This is a genomic window from Sphingobium ummariense RL-3, from assembly GCF_000447205.1.
In the GTDB taxonomy this organism is placed as follows: Bacteria; Pseudomonadota; Alphaproteobacteria; order Sphingomonadales; family Sphingomonadaceae; genus Sphingobium; species Sphingobium ummariense.
In genome coordinates this window covers 169,681-191,954 of sequence record NZ_AUWY01000023.1, presented here as the reverse complement: position 1 = coordinate 191,954, position 22,274 = coordinate 169,681, and the positions used below count along the sequence as shown (strand labels likewise).

Sequence of the window (22,274 nt, the reverse complement as noted above, 5' to 3'; positions counted from 1 at the left end):
GTTCCATCTTGGCCAAGGTATTGGCGATTGCCTGATCCGAATAAATCCCGATCGAAAAGCGATGAATTGCCGCTCGCGATATGTAGGAGGAGCGCAGATTAATGTGGGACAAACGATATAGCACCGACGATTTTGCCTACGGTACTGAACCGAATGACTTCCTGCGAGAAAGCATGGAATTGCTTCCGGTAGGAGATGCTTTGTGCCTGGGAGAAGGCGAAGGAAGGAATGCTGTTTTCCTGGCGGAGCACGGTCACAGGGTTACGGCTCTCGACGCGTCTGCAGTAGGCTTGGAAAAGGCGAAGAGGCTCGCAGTAGAGAAAAATGTGACGATTGGTATCGCACACGCCGATTTGGCCGACTACAAAATGGAGCCTAACCGTTGGGACGGGATTGTTTCAATATTCTGCCATCTTCCGACAAGCCTGCGTAAAAAGGTGCATCGAGACATCTTTCAGTCTCTGCGCCCGAACGGCGTTTTCATATTGGAAGCGTATACGCCGGCGCAATTGAAACATGGTACCGGGGGGCCGCCCAATGCCGCTATGATGATGAGCTTGGCCGAACTGCGCGACGAATTGGCAGGATTGGAGCTTATCGTTGGGCGAGAAGTCACACGAGACGTGAACGAGGGCGCATTTCACAATGGCAGCGGAGCTACAGTGCAGATAATTGCCCGCAAGTCCTAGATCCCTTCCAATCGGGGAAACTGGAGTTTGTGAAGCGACGGAGCCATGCAAACGACGTAAGTTTGGTCTGAACCCCTGATAGTGTCCCACGGGGTGGTGTAGGTTTTCCTTGCCACCGCCCATTTCGGCATCGGGATGAGCCGGTCATGCGCCAGGTACAGCCGAGTGCATGACGATGGGATCGTCGCTGACGGGAACCATGGTTTCAAGCGTCATGTAGCGGGCGCGCTGGACAGCCCATGTGTGGGTCTACGATTTCGTCGAGGGGCGCACGCATGACGGCCGCAAATTCAGGATCCTGACCACTATCGACGAGGCCAACAGAGAATGCCTGGCGCTCATCGTGGCACGGTAACTCAAGCACGAGGATGTTCTGGCGGCTTTGGCTGACCTGTTCATCTCGCGCGGCCCGCCAGCACATTTACGGTTCGATGATGGCAGGGAATTTATCGCAACCGTCGTCCAGAAATGGCTGGAGCAGATCGGCGTGAAGACATTCTACATCACGCCGGGATCACCATGGGAGAATGGCTATGACGAAAGCTTCAACGGGTCGCTTCGCGACGAACTGTTTGACGGCGAGATTTTCTACAGCCTCGCAGAGGCCAAGGTGCTGATCAAAGCATGGCGGCGGCATTACAACACCGTTGGCCCTAACAGCAACCTGGGCTACCAATCACCGTCACTGGAAACGGCGACATCGCCATATCCGGCGCCCGGTTCCACTTCGCTCCACCTCCATCCGAATATGGCGGCGATGAGCTTAATCCAATAACACTCCAATCGGGCCACTCGGTGGGGGCAGATCAGAAATACGCTTCATACCGTTCCTCTTTGTGATCCGGACTCGCGCCGATCTGCCACGGCGGATCGGTAGTGTGAACCTCGCGCCTTGCCTACCGAACGGTTCGGTCATATGGTAATTGCCTTGTCGCGCAGGCGACATGGGGTATGAATGACTTTTTGACTTGGGGTCGAGATGGTAACGACGCAGCGAACCGATAAGCGGACGCACATTTTGAACGTGGCTGGTAAGCTGTTCCTGGAAAAGGGATTTGCTGGGACGTCGATGGGCGACATCGCCAAGGCTGGCGCCGGCTCCAAGGGAACGCTTTACACCTATTTCGACAGCAAGGAGCAACTCTTCGAAGAATATATGCGCCTGGAGATTTGTTCCCGCTCAACGCCGGTGTTCGATCTTCCTGAGGAAATCGATGACCCTGTATCGGTCCTTCATGATTTCGGTGTTCGCTATTTGAAGTTGACTACTGACCCAATCGTGGTGGAGATTTTGCGAACCGTGGTTGCCGAGGCGGTTCGCTTCCCGGAAATCAGCGAATTGTTTCATGAAGAGGGGCCGCATGCGGGACATGTGAAGCTCAAGGCGTTTCTCAAGCGATGCACTGAACAACGTCATCTGGTGATTGACGATATCGAGTTGGCGGCGAGCCAATTCAATCGGCTATGTCAGGCGCAAATCATGCTCGACTTCCTCTTCGGCGTGCGCAAGGCGCCCACGGATGAAGAAATCGACCATATTGTGACCGAAGCCGTAAGAGTCTTCATGGCAGCCTATGGCAGTGCAGCAGAAAAATAGGACGCATGGCCGCTACCGAATGAGGGCGAGAGAGCGGCTATTACCGTTCTCTTCTCTTCGAAAGTCGTCGTTTGATTGAATGGGATGCACCGAATCAATAACCAAGCGGGGGCATTGACGTCCTCACGACGCTAGGTCGATTTGCGGATTTTCTCACAGGCTTTTCAGTATGAAGTCGACGGCTGCGCGGGCTCTACAATCAATATCTTCAGGAGTGGGTTGGGCTGCAACGCCGATCATGAGATCCAGGTGTAATGTACCGCGCATCAATCCCATGAGACTGCGCGCGAGCGCATCAGGGTCTTCCATCTCAAACTCGTCCGCTTCGGCGGCGGATCTGAGCACGTCAGCGATTGCCGAAACTGCGGGCCGTTCGGCGTGGTCCTGATAGCATTGTGCCACGCCGGGAAATCGCTCGGCTTCAATGATCGCCGTGTGATGGAGGTCGATGATCTCTCGCGACATGATCAGGGAGAGAATATTGCGTGCCAACTCGGTGAGTATTTCGGCAGTCGAGTGACGGGCAATTCGGGCATCGAGTGAAAGCGCCCGGCGCATATTGCGATCCAGGACTTTCCTGAAATGTTCGACGAGCAGGCTCTCGACATCTTCATGCTCGGCGCCAGTCTCGCTGACAAGCTGCTTGTAGAGCGCATGAGGTGTCCAAACCCAACTGGAACGCCCGAGCAGAAAGCCGACCATCACTGCGCAGTTGAACCAGCCCTTTAACTGATTGCCACGGCCAGGGACCGCTTCGCGCAGACGCACCATGTCTCCGGCGGCGCCCCAGCGAAGAAACCTGACAGCGTCTGATGAGGGCAAAACCGTCACCATCAACCGTGTCCACCAGGGTTCGACAAGCACCCAGCTTCCCGTTTCCATAGGTCGCAATGCGAAGACGTGCTTGTGATCGCGGTTGCAGAAGCGATGCCACCATTGCTTTTTCAAACCCGGAACGAAACAGACGATCCAATCAGCCGGGGGAACGGTGACGAGGGAACCATTTTCATCAATGCTGTGGGCAAGATCGGGGGCCACGCCTTGAATGACATCCTGCCGATCATGACGCGGCACAGATGCCCTGGCCGCGGCCGCCTTGCTCTCAGTTCGTCCGGTGTCTTTCACACGCTCCTCCCCCCTTTGCGTCTGGCTGCGCCGCGCAAGAACAGCGTGATGGGATCAACGCCGCACGACATTGGATGTTCGAGCGCTGGCGTAAGTCTTTCGTACAAGGTCGCTCGCAGCAGCCCGATCAACTGTTCGGCGGCGATGTCCACGTCGTCGATTTCGAGAAAAGAGCGCTCAACGGCGGCCTGCAGGAACTGACGTAGGGTCGCGAGAACCGAAGCCGGCCCCTCGTGATGGATACGGTTCCGGAGGTCGGGATTTTTGGCGCTTTCCGTGATCGCGACGCGCACCAGGCCGCCCACGACGCCTGCATAATTGCTTTCAATCCGGACGACAAATTCGCGCAGGACCGCTTCGATATCCCATGTCTCATCGCGCGGGGCGTTGATCGCTGACAAGAGTGGCTGGCAAGCCTGTGCGGCCTCGGCGCGCGCAATTTCGACCAGAATATCCTGGGGATCTGGAAAGAGTGTGACGACCTTGCTCCACTCGAGACCCGCACTCGCCACGACATCCGCAAGCTCAAGCGTGCGCTTTTCCGCGCCGGCGAGAACCTGTGTGATGGCCGAAACGGCTTGATCCGGGCTGTTCAAGGAGGATGTCATGAGCCTGCTTCCTGGAACGCATTGAGGGGAAAAACGGAAGCGAAGCCATTAGACAGTCCTGCTGATTGGGAGCGCCTGCCAGGATTGGACGACTTATACCGTGTGATCATGCTGGGGCGCAAAGATTGTAACGATGCCGAGCATGACGAGCGAGGCAAGGATGGCGGCGACCAGTGTGTCAGAGACCCAATTTCTGAACCAAAAAACCAGCCCAGCGAAGACGCCAAGGCTGCCTGTAAGGATCGACAGATTTCGTAGCCTCGACCTACAGCGTAGATGATTGTCGTCCTTGTCATGCATTACGGCTCGTCGCACGCGCGAGCGATATTGGAAGAGGTACTGCGAAGCCAGATTGCGCGTCGGGATCGATGGCCCGCTGCGTCGGTGTAGCGATCGGGAAATTGCCGACAATAGCAGCATCCTGCAGTCTTCGCGCGATTGCAGGTAAGTCGGCCTCGTCGCCAAGAATGCGATCCACGAGAATCGTCAGTTCGCGCTCGTCGCTGGTAATGGAATTGCGGTAACCAATTTCCGTTGAGCGGCCAAGCTGCGCTTCGAAGCTGGACAGGAACATATTCAGCGCCGGCGCCAGTATTTCGCATCCCAGGCGTTCGAGGACACGCGACAGATGCGCTTGCGGAGATCGTTGGGAGCGGCGTGCGTACTGCCAGCAGCGCGCCAGGTCGATCACGAGGGATCGTGGATTCAGGCTTGCGTAAGCCGAGCGTGTCTCGCGCATGGGGCGATCCTCCGGGGGCGCCAGGGTTCAAAGGCACCGCGCCCCAACGATGAAGAACTTTGCCCCAAGGTCAACCGAACCGTTCGGTTAGAGCGACGAGCCGTGGCACATCAGCGATATGCAGAGCGCTACACGCATTCCAGAATTGACCGAACGGTTCGGTTGGATTAGGCATGAGTCGCAGGTCGGCGACCTTCTTCATGGGCGAACCGATGTGTTGAGGAGAGTGGCGAATGCTCGCCTTCAAATGGAAAGTGGCTTTCTTGGCGCTTCGAGAAGAGATCCTCCTGTCATTGGCTTGGCTGCTACGCGTGCTCAGCTCCGATGAATGTGAGCGTCGAGAATCGCCTCTGTCTGCAAGTGATTTCGTGCATGACAGGAGGTCTTGGGGGTGAGCTTGTACCATCACCACGTGGCCTTTGATGTCCCTAGCGCGCGTGGCGAGGTGGCGAGCCATGCCATTTTCGCCAGCCCTCTCAATCTCAATGACCATCTTCCATCCCGATCGCCCCCCGGGATGGAACCGGCCGCTCGCCGTGCCCCCGAACCCTCCCACGGCGAGCGGCCCTTGGCTTTCGACGAATTCGAGGCACACGGTCTTTGGGATCGCGCAAGGAACAGAGTCCTTGCGCTTGACGTTCAGGCACTCGCGTTAGGTCTGCAGGACAGCAAGCGCTCGCTTATCCGTCCGGGTAAAATAAGCCGCGCATTTGGCCTGATCTTCGGTGCATACTATCCCAATGCCTTGGCCGACCCGCAACTTGAGACCCTGCGCCGCTTTGGCGTTTTGTTTCAGCACGGCGATATCACGACCGAAGAAATCGACAGCGGTTTACGTAGCGCGGGATTTGCGGACTTTCGGATCGCTGCCGCCCTCGGAATGCTCGGAAATCGCGTTCACGGTTCGGGTAATGGTAGGTGAGCAACCCACGATGACGCTTTCTGCGTCGACCCATGACGAACAGGACGCTATGCGGCTTGCTTGGAACGCTGTCATTCCCCAGCGTTCACCGGCTCGATCGAGAACACCGGCAAGCCCCTGTGGGTGGACCGAAAATACGCCTCGGCATGCGTGACCAGTGCCGGATCTCGCACTTGATCTGAGGAATCTGCGGTACGCTGTTGCGGCTGCCCAGCATGGAAGCTTGAGAAAGGCTGCTTCAGCCCTCAACATCTCGCAATCGACGCTGACGCGGCGCGTGCAATTGCTGGAACATCGCATCGGGTTTCGCATTTTCGATCGTAGCGCTGGCGGTGTTCGTCTCACCGCCGCCGGGCAACTGTTCCTCAAAGAGGCCTGGGTCGGCGCGCAGCAACTCGGCCAAGCCATCGAGCTTGCCACGTCTATTCAGCAAGGGGAACGAGGAGATCTTCAAGTGGGTGTATTGCTGCCGCTTGCCGGCGGTCGCTTGCACCTGGCGCTCAAAGAGTTTCACCAACGCTATCCGCATATACGGGTCTGTCTTCATGAGGGATCCCAGCAGCAGGATTTGGCGCGCGTGATGACAGGCGAGCTCGATATATCCTTCATGGCCGGAACGCCAAAGTTGAGCGGCCAGGAGGCGTTGCAGCTCTGGACGGAGAGCATTTACGTCGCGCTGCCCGAAAACCACAAATTGACCGAGCGCGAGGCGCTAGACTGGGACGACATCGCCAGTGAAACCTTCGTCGTAAGCCAGCACGGTGCAGGTCCGGAAATCCGCGACTATCTCGTGCGGAAGCTCTCGGCGCCCAGCTTCAGACCCAAGATTGATGTTCACGACGTCAGCCGGCATAGCCTGCTGAACATCGTTGCGATGGGTTACGGCATATCGCTCGCGAGCGCGTCGATCGCTTCGGGCATGTCGGAAGGTGTGACCTTCCTGCCGATCCGGGGTGACCTTGAGCAACTCGCGTGGAGCGCGGTCTGGTCGCCGACCAACTCGAATCCCGCACTGCGCTATTTATTACGGCTCGTGAAAAACATCGCGTCCGGGTGGCTCTCGCATGCTGGTGCGAATGGCGCTGGCGCGGCTCTTATGATTGCGACCGGTTTTAATGCGTTGATGGATCCTTCATTTTGCGGGCTCGCGCAAATCCTCGATCCGTTTGTATGAAGCGCTGTAGCATCGCGACTATCAGCTTCGCAGGGTCCGGGGCTGTCACGCCCTCCTGGCGAGCGAGAATCTCACCATAGTCTTGCAGGTCCCGAAACAGCTTTCCAGGCAATTCCAGCGAGACCTTGACGGGCTTGTCTTCCGCAATGGCACCAAGTTTCAGCTTGGTCATTTTCAACTCCCATAGGGTTCGAGGAGCAAATCGCGGGTCACGATAATCCGGACAGGAAACCCTGGCCGGATTGTGAGGGTTGGCGCGATATTGAGCTGCCGGCGCACGATTTCCTGGCCGGCCTGGTTGAAGGTATCTTCGCCGCCATTGCGGATCGCGCGTAGCAAACGATCATCGTCATCGATTGCGAGTTCGGTGCCCACGCTGAGTAGTGTCGACAAGCCGGCGGCTTTCGCCAGATCCCACCAGTGATAGTCCACGCCGTCCTGCAATCCGGCATAGCCTGCGCCGTCGGCGCCAGGTTGGCGTTCCAACACAAGCGAGTGTCCGTTGGGGAAGATCAGGCGGTTCCAGACCAACAGGACCCTGCTTTGGCCGAATTGCACGTTGTTGTCGTACTGCCCGATGATGCGGGTGCCCTGCGGCACAACGACAAAGCGGCCGGTTGCGCTGTCATAGATATTCTCTGTCACCTGAGCGGTTATCTGACCGGGAAGGTCCGAGCGGATGCCGGTGATGAGGGCAGCGGGAATCACCGATCCTGCTTGCAATACGAAGGGCGAGGCCGGCGGCGTGATGCGATCAGGCGCAACGGTGCGGCGATCGGCGGCAGCGTTGAGAAAGGCGAGCTGACGATCTTGCGTCGTGGGCGTGGCGGACGCTGCCGGGGGACCGGCCAACTGCGAGAGATCGAGGCCGGCTCCTGCGACGGGCGGCGACGCCGAGGGCTGACTTTGAAAGAAGACCCGGCTCGTGCGCGCAGCTTCGTTTTCGGCAATGCGCCGCTGTCTCGCCTGATCCGCGGCCGGCGCTGGAGCCGCTGCGCCCGGCACGGGTTGGCCGCGGCCTTGCGCGCTGACGATCGGGCGTCCGAGATCGCCGGGCAAAGGCGGCCCTAGCCGCGGAACGTCACTGTAAGTCGATGGCAGTCCGACCAGGCCGTCGGCGGTCGATCGATTGTCGGTTGAGTAGAGTTCCTTTGGCGGTGCGCCATCATGGGCGCTCTGCAGCGCGTAGATCAGCGCGCCCCCGATTCCGACGCCTGCAACAACACCGAGGGCGCCCAAGACCTTGCGCGAGATGCGGGTAACACGCGGCGTTGCCCCCCGAAGCCGCATCGGCGCATTGGTATCGGCCGACGGCTGCTGCACAATTTCGGCCTCATCGTTGTCATCGCGCTCGTCGTGGAATTCGGATTCGTTCATGATGTCGGTCTCCCGTCGACGCGCACGATCCGGACGGTCTGCTGTCGCTTGCCACTGCCAAGACGCAGTTCGGCCGCGGCAAAAATCCGGTCGACGATCAGAATGTGATGATAGACGCGGCTATTGACGATCTGCGGCTCGCCATCGGCGCCGATCACGAACAGCGGCGGCATTTCGCCCTGCGCGATCCCGCCGGGAAATTCGATATAGACGTGGCGTCCATCGTCGAACACCGAAACCGGCGTCCAGGGTGGAGTGTCGCCTGTCAGAGCGTATCGGTAATGCCGTGCAGACGTAGGCGGGATTGCGGGCGTCGCCGGCACGGCTGCGTCCGGTCCCGCTAGCGGCGCAGGATAGGACCAAGAGACGGCAGGCATAAAGAGCGTCTTGCCGGCGCGCAGTTCGATCATATAGGTGCGCCGCGTGGTGGTGATGACAAGGTTTGTGCTGATATCATCGCGCGTTGGCTTCACGAGGACATGGATTTGTTGCGTCGCGCCGCTGCCGCTGGTCGTGTCGCCGATGATCCAGCGCGCGGTGTCTCCAGCGGCAATCGGACCCTCGCCAGTCAGTGTTTCGCCGGGTTCCAGCGCGATGTTGGTAACATGCCCGGGTGCGGCATAAACCTGATAGAGCGCCCCTTCGCTCCACGGATAGATCTGGATTGCATTGTAATAGCCGTCCCGGCGCGGTTCGATCCGTGCAGCCGCATTGGCATTTTCGATGCGCCCCGCGGGGGTCGCAGCATCGGCGCCGCCATGCGCGGGCGTCCATGCCGGCGGAACCTGGAGCGGCTTGGGCCTGACCACCTTCACCTCAGGCACGGCCGGTAGCGGCGGTACGCTGGAGTCGTAGCCGATCTGCGGAGGTTTGCCGGTCGACGCGCAACCGCCAAGCGCACTTGCGGCAATGATGAGAAGCGGAAGTGCGGATTTACGGAATAGCGGCAATCCGCGTTCGTGAGAGCCCGCACTCATTGTTCGAGCTCCCGCGACCAGTTTATGGCGTTGATATAGATGCCGAGCGGGTTCTTGCGGAGGCGGTCGGCGTCGCGCGGGGGCTGGAGGACGATCGTCAGGATTGCCGTCCACCGGGTCGTGCCGGCAAGCTGTCCGTTTTCGTAGCGCCGCTCCGTCCAGGCCACGCGGAAACTGGTCGGCGAAGCACGGATAACGCTCGAGACGTCGACGGCGATCTCGCGCTGTCCGATGTCCTTGAAAGGATCGTTCTCGCGCGCATAATCGTTTAGCGCCGCTGCCCCGCGGTCGGTCGTGAAGTCATAGGCCCGCAGCCAGTTCTGACGCAGCACGATGGGATCCGAGGGGATCGCGCGAACCTCCTCGATAAAACGCGCAAGATGGTATGCGATCTCGGCGTCTGATGGCGTATAGCCCGCGGTGGCCGGTGCGACGGCCTGGACCTGGCCGAGCTTGTCGACTTCGACCACCCAGGGCACAACCGTCCCTTGCGTGGATTGCCAGACCAGCGCTGCTGCGAAGCCTCCGGAGAGAAACAGGGAGCCAAAGGCCATCAAGCGCCAATTGCGCGCCTGCACGCGCGCGGTGCCGATGCGGTCGTCCCAAATCTGGGCTGCACGCTGATATGGTGTCACCGGCTCGGGGCTCTTGCCATAGTGGGTCGTGGGGCGCTTGAAGAGGCTCATGGTCGATCGCTTTCAGAAACGGAGATGGAGGAACCGCCGCCGTGGCTATCGCCCGCACGCAGCGAGTGCGCGGCAAGCGTGACGCCATGGCTCATCGACTGGGACCGCTTCATGCGTTTTGCCCGGGCAGGCGGCCCATCGGGTGTTGAGGACGTAGCCGAGGCCGCACCAGCGCCCGCTGCGGCGGGATCGGCCGCGCCGGTGACAGATCGGCCACCTGCCTCGAAACTGCTCTTCATCGAGGCGGCAGCGCGGCGGAAGGGGCTGGTCGCAGCCGAACCCACGCTGGAGGCCGCTGCGCGCGCGACGCCGGTCGCGCCTCCCGCGCGGTAGGCCGCGGTCGCGCCGCCGGCGAGTGTCGAGCCACCGCGCGCCGCTGCTGCGGCTCCGCCTGCAAGGGCGCCGACGCCCCCCGTGGCCATACCGACGGCCGCACTGCCTGCCATCGCCGCGCCGCCGACCACCAGACCGGTTCCAACGGCCGAGCCGGCACCGAGCTGCGGGCCGCCGGAGACGATGCCATTGGCAATTCCAGGACCGAAGATCCCCAGTCCCAGCAGCGACAACGCGGCGAGTACGATCGCCATGGCATCGTCGATGGAAGGCGTAGCCCCGCCGAATCCGGCCGTGAATTCGGAGAAGAGTGTCGAGCCGATGCCGATGATGACCGCAAGGACGAGAATCTTGATGCCCGACGAAATGACATTGCCGAGCACACGCTCAGCCATGAAGGCCGACTTGCCGAACAGCCCGAAGGGGATGAGGACGAAGCCGGCAAGCGTCGTCAGTTTGAACTCGATCAGCGTGACGAAGAGCTGAATTGCGAGAATGAAGAAGGCAAGCAGGATCAGCACCCAGGCAAAGAGCAGGCAGGCGATCTGGACGAAATTTTCGAAGAAGGAGACCCAGCCCATCAGGCCGGAGATGGAATCGAGCAACGGCCGGCCGGCGTCGAGCCCCGTCTGGGCCACCTGCCCAGGGCGCAGAAGATCGGCGGTGGTGAACCCAGTACCCGATGCCTTCAGCCCAAGTCCGGCGAAGCTCTCGAAGACGATGCGGGCCAGGTTGTTCCAATTGCCGATGATGTAGGCGAAGACGCCGACAAACAGGGTCTTTTTCACGAGCCGGGCGATGATGTCGTCATCCGCGCCCCACGACCAGAAGAGCGCGGCAAGCGTGACGTCTATGACGATCAAGGTCGTGGCGATGAACGCCACCTCGCCGCCGAGCAGGCCGAAGCCGCCGTCGATGTACCGTGTGAAGACCTCGAGGAAATGGTCGATAACGCCCGTGCCGCCCATGCTCATTGCTCCGGCAGGGGAGCCGGCGCCGACTCCTTGCTAAGGGACGCCTCGTCTTCGCTGGGGAACATCGAGGCAGGCGGGTGCGCGGCCGGCGCTTGACGCGGTTTTGGAGTATGGCCGAGAAAACGCTCGCGGTTGGTGGCCCAGGCATCCAGGCAGACAGGATCGCGTTCCGCCGCGATGCCCATGTCGCGGCAGTGCCGCAGTGTTTGTGCGAGCGGATCGGATGGGACGACCACGGGCGCCGGCCTCGCCGCAATCGGCGACTCCTCCTTCCGGGAGAGCTGGATCAGCGACGCCGCAATCGCGAACCCGACAAAGATCGCTGCGGCAATGCGGGCGGTCGTTTTCCCTTCCATCGCTTGGGTCCACGGCTCAATCGTTGCCGTAGAACATTTGCGCATTGCCGGGCTTGTAGCCCTCGCCCGGCGTGAGAAAGCGGCGGCGCTGTTCTCGTCCCTGCTCGGCGGCTGCGGCGCGCTCGGCATCAGCGAGTGCCTGTGCCCGGCCATTTGCCGCGATAACAGCCGTGAGATCGGCGAGCTGCTGCGCTTGGAGCGCGAGAAGCTGATTGCCGGCCTGGGTCGCCTGCAGGGCACCGGTTGCCCCCTGGCTCTGTCCGACGAGCGCGGCCATTTCGCTGCGATTGGTGTCGATATTGCCGACGACGCCGGCCTGCACGCGCATGGCGTCCTGCAAGCCCCCCACCGTGTTTTGCCAGCGCGTCTTGGCATCGGTGATGAGTTGCTGATCCGGTGCGCTGAGGCTCACATTCTTATATTGACGATCGAAGACCTGATCGACCTGCTGGACATTGTAGGCGATGTTTTGGGCTTGCTGCAAAAGCGCCTGCGTCCGGCTCACCGATTGCTGAAGCTGTTGGAGCGAGGAATATGGCAAGCTCGCGAGATTGCGCGCCTCGTTGATCAGCATCTGCGCTTCATGCTGGAGCGACGTGATCTGATTGTTGATCTGCTGTAGCGCGCGCGTCGCAGTGAGCAGGTTTTGGGCGTAGTTGGTGGGATCGTAGACGATTCCACCAAAAAACTGGGCATGGGCCGGCGTCGCAGAAAACGATATTGTCGCGATCGACGTCGTAAGCAACGCGGCAGCAAGGGCCGTCTTAGGGAAACGCGGATTCATGGCTGGCTCTCCAGGTTGTTGAGATTGGGAATAAGGTCGGCGGCCCAGGCGACGCCGCGCCGGCGCAACCAGGCCGCCAGAAATCCCACGTCGCGGGTATCGGCGAGAATTTCGGCGATCATGATCTGGTCGGATTTGGAGGAGGCGGCGCAGAGCGCGAGCGCCACATCGCCGAGACCAAGCTCGAACAGACGATTGCCGCGGCGCGACTGGCAATAATAGTCGCGTTTGGGCATGGCGCGTGCGAGAATCTCGATTTGGCGGTCGTTGAGGCCGAACCGGCGGTAGATGGCGGTGATCTGCGGCTCGATCGCGCGTTCGTTCGGCAGGAGAATGCGGGTCTGGCAACTTTCAATGATGGCAGGCGCGATCGCACTGCCGTCGATGTCCGAGAGACTTTGGGTGGCGAAGACGACGCTGGCGTTTTTCTTCCGAAGGGTTTTCAGCCATTCGCGCAGTTGCCCGGCAAATCCCTCATCGTCGAGCGCCAGCCAGCCTTCATCGACGATGAGCAGCGTCGGGCTGCCATCCAGGCGGTCCTCAATGCGGTGGAAGAGATAAGCGAGCACCGCCGGCGCGGCACCGGTCCCGATGAGCCCCTCGGTCTCGAAAACCTGCACCGACGCCGCGCCGAGACGCTCGGTTTCTGCATCCAGCAGTCTGCCATAAGGCCCGCCGACGCAGTAAGGCCGTAGGGCCTGCTTGAGATCGTTCGACTGTAGAAGCACGACCAGGCCGGTGAGCGTGCGTTCCTCGACGGGAGCGGAGGCGAGCGATGTGAGCGCCGTCCATAGATGCTCCTTGACCTGCGGCGATGCAGCGACGCCCTCGCGCATCAGGATTGCGGCGATCCAGTCGGCCGCCCATGCGCGTTCCTGCGTGTCGCCGATCCGTGCGAGCGGCTGAAGGGTAACGGCATCACCGTCGCCCTCCGCCAGGCCGCCGCCGAGATCCTCCCAGTCGCCGCCCATGGCAAGCGCTGCAGCCCGGATGGAGCCGCCGAAGTCGAAGGCGAAGACCTGGGAACCGGCGTAGCGCCGAAATTGAAGCGCCATCAAGGCAAGCAGCACGGATTTGCCGGCGCCGGTCGGTCCGACCACGAGCGTGTGCCCGACATCGCCCACATGAAGGGAAAGCCGGAACGGTGTTGAGCCTTCGGTTCTGCCGTAGAGCAGTGGGGGCGCGTCGAAGTGCTCGTCCCGTTCCGGCCCCGCCCACACGGCTGACAGGGGGATCATGTGGGCGAGATTGAGCGTTGAGATCGGTGGCTGCCGGACATTGGCATAGAGATGGCCGGGCAACGAGCCGAGCCAGGCATCCACCGCGTTGACGGTCTCGGACATCGCTGTGAAGTCGCGGCCCTGTACGACCTTCTCGACAAGTCGGAGCTTTTCGTCTGCGGCTTTCGGATCGGCATCCCAGACGGTCACGGTCACGGTCACATAGGCCTGGCCTGCATAGTCGGCACCCAGCTCCTGCAGCGCGAGATCAGCATCGGCCGCCTTGTTGGCGGCGTCGGTGTCGACCAGGGTCGACGCCTCGTTGGTCATGACTTCCTTGAGGATCGCGGCGATCGACTTGCGCTTGGCGAACCACTGCCGACGAATGCGGGTCAGAAGTTTGTTGGCGTCGGTCTTGTCGAGGAGGATCGCGCGCGTCGACCAACGATAGGGAAAAGCGAGCCGGTTGAGATCGTCGAGTATTCCCGGCGTGGTTGCAGTGGGAAATCCGACAAGCGTGAGAATGCGCAGGTGCGCGGTGCCGAGCCTCGGCTCGAGCCCGCCGGTGAGCGGTTGGTCGGCCAGCAGCGCGTCTAGATACATCGGGGTTTCGGGTACGCGGACCCTGTGCCGGTTGGTCGAGACGGTCGCATGGAGATAAGTGAGCGTCTCAGCATCATCGAGCCAGGCGCATTCCGGCATGAAGGCGTCGATGAGCTGGAGGGCGCGATCAGTGCGATCAAGAAAGCCCTTGAGCGCTTCATGCGGGTCAACGCCGCGCTCGGCTTTGCCTTCGTAAAGCCAGCTTTCGGCGCGCGCCGCATCCTCGGCGGGCGGCAGCCAGGCGAATGTGAGAAAATAGCCCGATTCGAAATGGGCGCCCTCTTCTTCGAACTCGGCCTTTCGTTCGGCATCGACAAGTGCAGAGGCGGGTTCGGGAAAGCGGCTGTCGGGGTAATAGGGTGCCGGCTGTCGCATAGCTTCGACGAAGATCGCCCAGCCGGAACCGAGGCGACGCAAGGCATTGTTGAGCCGGCCCGCAACCGCGACCAGTTCAGCGGGGACCGCGCTGTCGAGGTCGGGGCCGCGAAAGCGCGCGCTGCGCTGGAAGCTGCCATCCTTGTTCAGGACGACACCTTCTCCCACCAGCGCGGCCCAAGGCAGGAAATCGGCGAGGCGCGTGGCGGTCTGACGATATTCGGCGAGGTTCATCATCGCGTCAGACCCTCAGATGACCGGGAATGCGCAGGTGCCGACGCACGACATCGACAAATTGGGGGTCACGCTTTGCTGCCCAGACCGCAGCGAAGTGACCGATCGCCCACAGACCCAGACCAACGAGCCAGAGACGCAGGCCAAGTCCAAGCGCCGCTGCCAGCGTTCCATTGAGGATCGCCACCGAGCGGGGCGCGCCTCCGAGCAGGATGTGCTCGGTCAGCGCCCTGTGGACCGGCACGGCGAAGCCCGGAACCTCGCCCTGATCGATCGGCCCGGGCATTATACGAGCGCTCCGCCGCCGAACGAGAAGAACGAAAGGAAGAAACTCGACGCTGCAAAGGCGATCGAAAGGCCGAAGACGATCTGGATGAGCCGGCGAAAGCCACCCGAGGTATCGCCGAATGCCAGCGTCAGGCCGGTGATGATGATGATGATCACGGCAATGATCTTCGCCACCGGCCCCTCAATCGACTCCAGGATCGACTGGAGCGGCGCCTCCCAGGGCATGGACGAACCCGACGCATGCGCCGCCGGCGCCAGCATCATGCTGAAAAGAAGGACCGAGGCGGTCGAGGCGATACGCTTGCGAAAGCGAGGAATGCGGCTGATCATGCGGGTGCTCCTTCGATGGGCAAGGTGACAGGGCTGATGCGGTAGTCGCCATCGGCGCCGGTCCCTTCAACGCGAGCGAGTTCGGCGAGCCGGCGCGAACGGCCGCGGCCGGCGAGGACGGCAACGATGTCGATGGTTTCGGCGATAAGCGCGCGCGGCACGGTGACGACTGCTTCCTGGATGAGCTGCTCGAGGCGCCGTAGCGCACCGATCGCACTTCCGGCGTGAATCGTACCGATGCCGCCCGGATGTCCTGTCCCCCAGGCTTTGAGCAGGTCGAGCGCTTCGGCGCCGCGAACCTCGCCGATCGGAATCCTGTCGGGACGCAGACGGAGCGAGGACCGCACCAGGTCGGAGAGTGTGGCGACGCCGTCCTTGGTGCGCATCGCGACGAGATTCGGCGCGGCGCATTGCAGCTCGCGCGTGTCTTCGATCAGTACGACACGGTCGGCGGTCTTCGAGACCTCGGCGAGCAAGGCATTGGTCAGCGTCGTTTTGCCGGTCGACGTGCCGCCGGCGACAAGGATGTTGCGCCGCTCGGCAACGGCAAGGCGCAGAACCTCCGCGTGGGCCGCCACCATAATGCCCCCGGCCACATAGTCGTTGAGCGTGAAGACAGCGACGGCGGGCTTACGGATCGCGAACGCCGGCGCGGCGACCACAGGCGGCAGGAGACCTTCGAAGCGCTCCCCCGTTCCCGGTAGCTCCGCGGAGACGCGCGGCGCGCCGGGGTGGACCTCGGCCCCGACATGATGGGCGACGAGACGAATGATCCGCTCGCCGTCGGCGGGAGACAGCCGTTCTTCAGTTTCGGTGAGGCCCTCCGAAAGGCGGTCGACCCAAAGGCGTCCGTCGGGATTGAGCATCACCTCGACGACGGCGACGTCTTCCAGAAATTCGGCGATCGCGGGACCGAGCGCCGTGCGCAGCATGCGCGCGCCGCGTGAGCTTGCCTCCGTAATGTTCTGTACATTCGCCATGTCGCCCCATCCTTGTTCGGGCGCGCCCTGCGCGCGGCCATGGATTGGGGAAAAGTAGAAGAGGCAGAAATTCGACGAGTTCAACAACCGATGCGTGGCCATCGTGCTGTAGCGTAGAAAGACAGGGAATCGGCGGATTCCGTTCAGCGAACGGTCGAGTGACTTAGGCGCAAGGAAAGCGAATCGGACAGCCGCACCAGGATATGGCGAGCCTCTCAATCACCGGAGGGGCTGATATCCTCGGAGATCTCCTGGCGGAGCTTTGGCCCCTTGGCGAGGCGCCGGCCCAGTGCGGCGACGAATGCCTCATAGCGCTCTCCCGCCTTGGCCCGGGCCGCTTGGGCGGCCGGCTCGGGCAGTGCCGGCGTCGTCGTGAGCCAGAAGCGAACGAACACAGCCAATGTTTCGACGGAAATCCCGAGATCGCGCTCGAGGCGGGCCATGCGGCGATCGAGCTGGTCGAGCCGTTTGGCGACTACGGCCTCGCGTCGTTCCGCGTCGTCGGGAGAGAGGAACGACGCGATCGCGGCTTCGGCAACCATGGACTGCGAGCGGTCACGGCGCGCCGCATAATCGGCAAGCATCGTCATGACTTCCGGGTCGAGATAGACTGAGATTTGCGTTTTCTTCCTGCGACCTGACATGCTTCAGAGCTCCAGGCCGTCTTTCGGGTCCATCGAAACCTGTCGTGCCACGCGTTGCATCATTCGGCTCATTCGATTGTTGCGCGCCGGGGCTTCCTGATCGTCATCGGCAGCGTCAAAATCGAACTCATTTTCGAGCGGAGGCTTCTTTTCGACCGGCTTCGTGCGGTCGAGCTCAGGCTGGCGCCGAGGCTCCGAACCGGTCGTGTCTTCGTCGTCGGACAGGCTCCTATCGGCGCTGACTTGCGGGACGGCAGGCAATGGCAGGTTCGTCCAGTCATCGGCCTTCCCTCTGGGCGATGCCGTCGTTGCCGGCGGTGTCAGGATGCGCTCCCCGAAGCGCCTGTCTTCGAAATAGCGCACTTTCTTCGCCCGGATCGGCGGAGTGCCAGCCACCATGATGATTTCATCGGCGGCAGGGAGCTGCATGACCTCGCCGGGCGTAAGCAGCGGCCGCGCGGTTTCCTGCCGCGACACCATGAGGTGTCCGAGCCAAGGCGAGAGGCGATGCCCTGCGTAGTTTTTCATCGCCCGCATCTCGGTTGCGGTGCCAAGTGCATCTGACACGCGCTTGGCGGTTCGCTCGTCGTTGGTGGCGAAGCTCACCCTGACATGGCAATTATCGAGGATCGAGTTGTTCGGCCCATAGGCTTTTTCGATCTGGTTCAACGATTGCGCGATCAGGAAGCTCTTGAGCCCGTAACCCGCCATGAAGGCGAGCGCGCTCTCGAAGAAGTCGAGACGGCCGAGCGCCGGGAACTCGTCGAGCATCAGCAGAAGTTTGTGACGAGCGGTCTTCGCGTGCAGGTCTTCGGTCAGCCGCCGCCCGATCTGATTGAGGATCAAGCGGATCAAGGGCTTCGTGCGGTTAATGTCGGAGGGAGGCACGACCAGATAAAGCGTCGTGGGGTGCTTGCCGCCGACCATATCGGTGATGCGCCAGTCGCAGCGGCGCGTCACGCGCGCGACCACGGGATCGCGGTAAAGGCCAAGGAACGACATGGCTGTTGAAAGTACGCCGGACCGCTCGTTCTCGGACTTGTTCAACAACTCGCGGGCGGCGCTGGCGATGACCGGGTGTGGGCCGGCCTCACCTAGGTGAGCGGTCTTCATCATCGCGGCCAGGGTTGACTCGATCGGCCGTCGGGGATCGGACAGAAAGGCAGCAACGCCGGCCAAGGTCTTATCCTGTTCGGCGTAGAGGACATGCAGGATTGCGCCGACCAAGAGCGCGTGACTGGTTTTTTCCCAGTGGTTGCGCTTTTCCAGCGACCCTTCCGGATCGACCAGGATATCGGCGATATTCTGAACGTCGCGCACCTCCCATTCCCCTTTCCGGACCTCCAGAAGTGGATTGTAGGCAGCCGATTTCGCATTGGTCGGGTCGAAGAGCAGCACACGGCCGTGCCGCGCGCGAAAGCCTGCCGTGAGTTGCCAATTCTCGCCCTTGATGTCGTGGACGATGGCGGATCCGGGCCAAGTGAGTAGCGAGGGTATGACGAGCCCGACGCCCTTGCCGGATCGCGTCGGGGCGAAGCACAAGATATGCTCCGGCCCCTCGTGGCGCAGGTAATCGTTTCTGAGCTTTCCAAGAACGACGCCATCGGGACCGAGGAGCCCGGCCGCCTCGACTTCATCCTGGTTTGCCCATCGCGCCGATCCATAGGTAAAGACATTGCGCGCTTCGCGTGCGCGCCAGATCGACATGAGGATCGCGACCGCGATGGCGATGAATCCTCCGGACGCGGCAATATAGGCGCCTTCGACAAAGATCGGCGGCGCGTAGGCGTCGTAGAAATACCACCACCAGAAGAAGGAAGGCGGATAATAGACCGGCCAACCGGCGATTTCGAACCATGGCGTCCCGAGCTGAGGCTGAAAGCCGAGCCGATATGCCGTCCACTCCGTCGCCGCCCAGGTCGTGGCGAGGACGATTGTGAATACGATGAGGATCTGGCCCCAGAGAATTTTCGTGCCTGACATGAGCAATAACCCGTGCAAATAGCACTACGCTGGGAGGCAGGAGCAGCGCGGACAAGACCTGCCGCCCGGCGATCGAGGGAACGGCGGCTAACGGATACACAACGGCGGGTGTGCGGAGCCGACCGCGCTTTGGCGCTTTGCGCTTGGATTGACACCCGCGCTCAACGGCCGAGTCCTCGCTGGCGAGCGAAGCTCCAGTCGACTCCGCCATCGCCGCGCCCAACGCCGGAGATGTGATGGCCAAGATGCTTTTCCATCGAGGGTGTCCAGGGGACGAGCTGAAAGCCGAGGCCATCGTCGATCATCGCAAAGCGGCCAGAGGAAAGCGTGAAGCGGCGACGATAAGTGCCGGCGACATACTCACCGCTTTCGGCGCGCTGGAAAGACTGGCCGGTCTGATCGGCGAGTTTCTCGCCCAGCGCCTCCACGTCGCGGCGGCGCAGCGTCTCGAGGAGACTGCGAGCGAAGACTGTGCGCCGACCTTGCCGCTCGGCGAAGCCCTGCTCGACTAAATGTTCCGCACGGCGGTCGAGGGCATCGCGGACGTCGGCGCCGAACCCGCTCTCGGACAGCACTGCCGGGTCGCGCGAGGTGTTCTGCCGATCGAGCCAGGTTGCGCCGATCGCGGTTACCTGATGTTCGATATCGAGATCCGAGCGCACCGCGAGCGCGACACGGCGCTGGCCGCGCGAATCGTCATAGGCGCGCAGCTCGACGATCGAACCTGGAGCACTGTCGCCGGCGGCGTTGAGATCAGCGAGCCTGATGTGATGGCTCCGTCCATCGATGCCGTCGACCACGGCATAGGCGCTGCCCTTGAGTTCGTCATCAAGGCCGCGCTCGGCCAGGCGGCCGACAATCGGCGCATCGAGACTTTCAGCCGCCAGTACATAATCCGCTGATCCGCGCTCGATGCCGCGTGCCGTCAACGCATGGTGCATGCGCTTGATGATGTCGCCGCGTTCGCCGAGTTCGCGCAGCGTTGCCTCGGCCTTGTCGTCGATCGTCCATTGGCCGGCACCGATCTGCTCGGCGAGGCCGAGTGTTTCGAGCTTGCGCAGGCGTCCGACCTTGAGTGCGTGGAATGCGTCGGGCTGTTCGCCAGTCGGCGGCGCGACATCGATGATGCCGGTGCGTCGACCGTCGCGAAGGAGCTGGCGGTCGAGCTGTGTCAAGCGTTCGGATGCGATCTGACTTTCAAGACTGCGCCGGATGTCGAGATCGGTGCGCGGGCCAAGCTCCTGGGTGATGAGATCGCGCGCCCTGTCGCGCATGCCTTGCTTGATATAGTCGCGCGAGATGACGAGATCCTCGCCGTCGTCCCGCACGCCGCGCACGATGAGATGGACATGCGGATGCTCGGTGTTCCAGTGATCGACCGCCACCCAGTCAAGGCTGGTGCCGAGATCTCTTTCCATCTGACCCGCGAGTTCCTTTGTGAAGGATCGCAGATCGGACATTTCCAGCGCGTCGTCGGGTGAGACGATGAAGCGGAAATGATGCCGGTCGCCCTCGCACCGCTCGGCAAAGGCGCGGCCATCCGCTTCCTCCTCTCCCGGTCCGAACAGCCGCGCCTTTTCCCCATCCCGGGTGACGCCATCGCGGCGCAGGTAATCGAGATGGGTAGCGAGCGGCGCCGTGCGTGCCGATTGGCGTACCACGCGCGCCTTGATGACGGCGCCCCGCGATCGCGCTGTGATGAGGCGGTTGGCCTGGATGCTGGCGCGCTGGCCGTGGCCGAAGCGCGAGCGATTGCCGGACGTGATGCGCCCGGATCGCGACACGCCGCCACCCGCCTTCTTTGCGGCTGCCAATGCTTGCGCGATGAAGGGCCGTGCCGCCTGCGCACGCGTCGAGCGGATACGGCCAGGCCGGATGCGGAACTCGCGTTCATCGGCCATGAAATCGCTCGACACTGTGCGAAAAATGACGGAAATCCGCTGCTCTGAGCTCGGAGCGCACATTGTGCCACGCGTGGACAATGTGCGGAGCGCAGGCAAAACGCCCAGAAAACCAACCGACCGACCGGCGCACAATGTGCGCCCTTTTATCCTGCCATCGTCCGGTTGTGGTGCTCGTCCTTCCCCGCCATGCCGCCTCTTCCACGCTGCGCTTCGCCACGACGCGATCGGGCAGCATTCCTATCATTGCCCGCGTGCTCCATCCGCCTGGCGCACGAACAGGCCGCTGGAAACGGTCTCAACAGGAGCAATTTGGCGCGCAGCCGACGGCGTTGTGGATGCCATCGAAGCACTGAAATTCTGCTCGTCATCTGCAACCGGACTGCTGCCGGTGCGCTCGACGAATAGCGGCGCACGCATCCATGCGAGGGGGTCGGGCACGGCGACAGCAACGGGAGCGATGCGGCCTTGAGCACCGATCCGCGGCGCGATCATCGCAACATAGGTGACCGTTTCAGCCGGCAATGGACGGCCGGTCGCGCGATATGCCTCATATCGGCCGGGACCGGCATTATAGGCCGCGAGAAAGCCGGGTGCGCCGTAACGGTCGTGCATTTCGCGCAAGTAAGCGGCGCCGGCAAGGATGTTGTCGCGCGGATCATAGGGATCGCTGCCCAGCCCATATCGCGCGCGCAACACTGTCCAGGTGGCAGGCATGATCTGCATGAGGCCCATCGCGCCTTTGGGTGAGATCGCGCGCGCATCGCCTCGACTCTCGATACGCATGACAGCATAAATCCACGCCTCGGGAATGCCGAACCGCTGCGCTGCCTCGGTAACGAAAGGCGCATAAGGATCGCGGACCGAACCGGCGGTCGGCGGCGGCGTCTGCGCCTCGACCAAGGCGGCAGGAGCGCCGGTCAGAACAAGACCGGAAAGGAGAAGGAGGACTGTCAGCCGGACGGTGGTGAACCGCCCGGCGACACGTTGATTGCGGCAGGCTGGCATTTTTCAATCCCGCTCGCCGCGTTTGGGCGGGCGACTCCAGTGCAGCACCCAGGAGGATTTATCGTCGGACGACTGGAACAGGTTGGCGCGGATAGGCTGCCCGAAGCTCGGATCGTCGAACTGAAGCGAGACATAGTCGCCCGCTTTGTCGCCAGTGCGATTCCAGCCCGCTCCGATCTCGGGGCCGGCTTCGTTGTTCATGCCGTCGAAGATGTGAACGCGAAAATGGGGCGCGTTCTCGGCCTCGGAAGGTTCGGCGGGAAGGATGATGATATCCTGGTGCAGCAAGAGTGTGTCGAGATGACCGATGAAGCCGGAATCATCGCGGGTGAATTGACCGATGAGAGACATGGTTTCTTCCTTGGGA

Annotated in this window: 23 protein-coding genes and 1 pseudogene; 5 read left to right on the top strand and 19 right to left on the bottom strand. The window is 61.9% G+C overall.

The window, feature by feature from the left end; translation table 11 throughout:
* The first annotated feature begins 101 nt into the window (after positions 1-101).
* The 3 genes and pseudogenes from M529_RS27785 to M529_RS27775 all read left to right on the top strand — a co-directional run bounded on the left by M529_RS27785 (position 102) and on the right by M529_RS27775 (position 2,286).
* Positions 102-689, top strand: a complete 588-nt coding sequence (locus M529_RS27785; protein WP_021316551.1) for a class I SAM-dependent methyltransferase — start codon at positions 102-104, stop codon at positions 687-689.
* A gap of 235 nt (positions 690-924) precedes the next feature.
* Positions 925-1,464: pseudogene (locus M529_RS27780) on the top strand (integrase core domain-containing protein); the annotation flags it as partial.
* Positions 1,465-1,668: 204 nt separating this feature from the next.
* Positions 1,669-2,286, top strand: coding sequence for a TetR/AcrR family transcriptional regulator (locus M529_RS27775; RefSeq protein WP_040600111.1), 618 nt, complete (start codon positions 1,669-1,671; stop codon positions 2,284-2,286).
* Between the two features lie 153 nt (positions 2,287-2,439).
* Here the strand turns inward: M529_RS27775 and M529_RS0124075 are convergent, their stop codons facing one another.
* The 3 genes from M529_RS0124075 to M529_RS27765 all read right to left on the bottom strand — a co-directional run bounded on the left by M529_RS0124075 (position 2,440) and on the right by M529_RS27765 (position 4,758).
* A complete protein-coding gene (locus M529_RS0124075) occupies positions 2,440-3,411 on the bottom strand; it encodes a TetR/AcrR family transcriptional regulator C-terminal domain-containing protein (protein WP_152522514.1) in 972 nt (323 codons plus the stop codon).
* Entirely contained in the window at positions 3,408-4,019 is a 612-nt protein-coding gene (locus M529_RS27770; RefSeq protein WP_021316546.1) for a TetR/AcrR family transcriptional regulator C-terminal domain-containing protein, read from the bottom strand. Before M529_RS27770 ends, M529_RS0124075 begins: the two co-directional genes overlap by 4 nt.
* A 292-nt stretch (positions 4,020-4,311) precedes the next feature.
* Positions 4,312-4,758 (bottom strand): hypothetical protein, encoded by a 447-nt coding sequence (locus tag M529_RS27765; protein ID WP_021316545.1) that lies wholly within the window; start codon positions 4,756-4,758, stop codon positions 4,312-4,314.
* A gap of 568 nt (positions 4,759-5,326) precedes the next feature.
* On the opposite strand from M529_RS27765, the gene M529_RS0124070 reads away from it, so the two are divergent.
* Together M529_RS0124070 and M529_RS48040 are read left to right on the top strand one after the other, a co-directional pair.
* Entirely contained in the window at positions 5,327-5,680 is a 354-nt protein-coding gene (locus M529_RS0124070) for a hypothetical protein (protein WP_152522513.1), read from the top strand.
* Positions 5,681-5,837: 157 nt separating this feature from the next.
* A complete protein-coding gene (locus M529_RS48040; protein WP_084490770.1) occupies positions 5,838-6,854 on the top strand; it encodes a LysR family transcriptional regulator in 1,017 nt (338 codons plus the stop codon).
* Here the strand turns inward: M529_RS48040 and M529_RS48035 are convergent.
* From M529_RS48035 to M529_RS27690, 16 genes are all read right to left on the bottom strand, one after another.
* Positions 6,793-7,026, bottom strand: a complete 234-nt coding sequence (locus tag M529_RS48035) for a DUF2274 domain-containing protein (RefSeq protein WP_084490767.1) — start codon at positions 7,024-7,026, stop codon at positions 6,793-6,795. The genes M529_RS48040 and M529_RS48035 overlap by 62 nt on opposite strands.
* A 2-nt stretch (positions 7,027-7,028) precedes the next feature.
* Positions 7,029-8,231 carry a TrbI/VirB10 family protein gene (locus tag M529_RS27760; protein ID WP_021316541.1) on the bottom strand — a complete coding sequence of 401 codons (1,203 nt, stop codon included), beginning with the start codon at positions 8,229-8,231 and terminating at the stop codon, positions 7,029-7,031.
* Entirely contained in the window at positions 8,228-9,208 is a 981-nt protein-coding gene (gene trbG, locus M529_RS27755) for a P-type conjugative transfer protein TrbG (RefSeq protein ID WP_031294208.1), read from the bottom strand. The genes M529_RS27760 and trbG overlap by 4 nt, the downstream gene beginning before the upstream one ends.
* A complete protein-coding gene (trbF, locus tag M529_RS27750; protein ID WP_021316539.1) occupies positions 9,205-9,894 on the bottom strand; it encodes a conjugal transfer protein TrbF in 690 nt (229 codons plus the stop codon). The genes trbG and trbF overlap by 4 nt, the downstream gene beginning before the upstream one ends.
* Complete coding sequence (gene trbL, locus M529_RS27745; protein WP_031294206.1) at positions 9,891-11,195, bottom strand: P-type conjugative transfer protein TrbL; 1,305 nt, start codon at positions 11,193-11,195, stop codon at positions 9,891-9,893. The genes trbF and trbL overlap by 4 nt, the downstream gene beginning before the upstream one ends.
* Positions 11,196-11,197: 2 nt before the next feature.
* Positions 11,198-11,557, bottom strand: a complete 360-nt coding sequence (trbK-alt, locus tag M529_RS27740; RefSeq protein ID WP_021316537.1) for a putative entry exclusion protein TrbK-alt — start codon at positions 11,555-11,557, stop codon at positions 11,198-11,200.
* 16 nt (positions 11,558-11,573) lie between these two features.
* Entirely contained in the window at positions 11,574-12,341 is a 768-nt protein-coding gene (gene trbJ / locus M529_RS27735) for a P-type conjugative transfer protein TrbJ (RefSeq protein ID WP_021316536.1), read from the bottom strand.
* The gene (gene trbE, locus M529_RS27730) at positions 12,338-14,776 is read right to left on the bottom strand and encodes a conjugal transfer protein TrbE (RefSeq protein WP_021316535.1); all 2,439 of its coding nucleotides are present in this window, start codon (positions 14,774-14,776) and stop codon (positions 12,338-12,340) included. Before trbE ends, trbJ begins: the two co-directional genes overlap by 4 nt.
* A gap of 4 nt (positions 14,777-14,780) precedes the next feature.
* Positions 14,781-15,059, bottom strand: a complete 279-nt coding sequence (locus M529_RS27725) for a VirB3 family type IV secretion system protein (protein ID WP_021316534.1) — start codon at positions 15,057-15,059, stop codon at positions 14,781-14,783.
* On the bottom strand, positions 15,059-15,391 hold the full coding sequence (locus M529_RS27720) for a TrbC/VirB2 family protein (protein ID WP_021316533.1): 333 nt from the start codon (positions 15,389-15,391) through the stop codon (positions 15,059-15,061). Before M529_RS27720 ends, M529_RS27725 begins: the two co-directional genes overlap by 1 nt.
* Positions 15,388-16,371 (bottom strand): P-type conjugative transfer ATPase TrbB, encoded by a 984-nt coding sequence (gene trbB / locus M529_RS27715; RefSeq protein ID WP_021316532.1) that lies wholly within the window; start codon positions 16,369-16,371, stop codon positions 15,388-15,390. The genes M529_RS27720 and trbB overlap by 4 nt, the downstream gene beginning before the upstream one ends.
* Before the next feature lie 215 nt (positions 16,372-16,586).
* On the bottom strand, positions 16,587-17,015 hold the full coding sequence (locus tag M529_RS27710) for a hypothetical protein (RefSeq protein WP_021316531.1): 429 nt from the start codon (positions 17,013-17,015) through the stop codon (positions 16,587-16,589).
* 3 nt (positions 17,016-17,018) lie between these two features.
* Positions 17,019-18,998, bottom strand: a complete 1,980-nt coding sequence (locus tag M529_RS27705) for a conjugal transfer protein TraG (RefSeq protein ID WP_021316530.1) — start codon at positions 18,996-18,998, stop codon at positions 17,019-17,021.
* Between the two features lie 161 nt (positions 18,999-19,159).
* Complete coding sequence (locus tag M529_RS27700; protein WP_031294201.1) at positions 19,160-20,899, bottom strand: relaxase/mobilization nuclease domain-containing protein; 1,740 nt, start codon at positions 20,897-20,899, stop codon at positions 19,160-19,162.
* A gap of 243 nt (positions 20,900-21,142) precedes the next feature.
* Positions 21,143-21,802, bottom strand: a complete 660-nt coding sequence (locus M529_RS27695; RefSeq protein ID WP_456242874.1) for a lytic transglycosylase domain-containing protein — start codon at positions 21,800-21,802, stop codon at positions 21,143-21,145.
* Positions 21,803-21,910: 108 nt separating this feature from the next.
* Positions 21,911-22,258, bottom strand: coding sequence for a DUF736 domain-containing protein (locus M529_RS27690; RefSeq protein ID WP_031294197.1), 348 nt, complete (start codon positions 22,256-22,258; stop codon positions 21,911-21,913).
* Between the last annotated feature and the right edge of the window lie 16 nt (positions 22,259-22,274).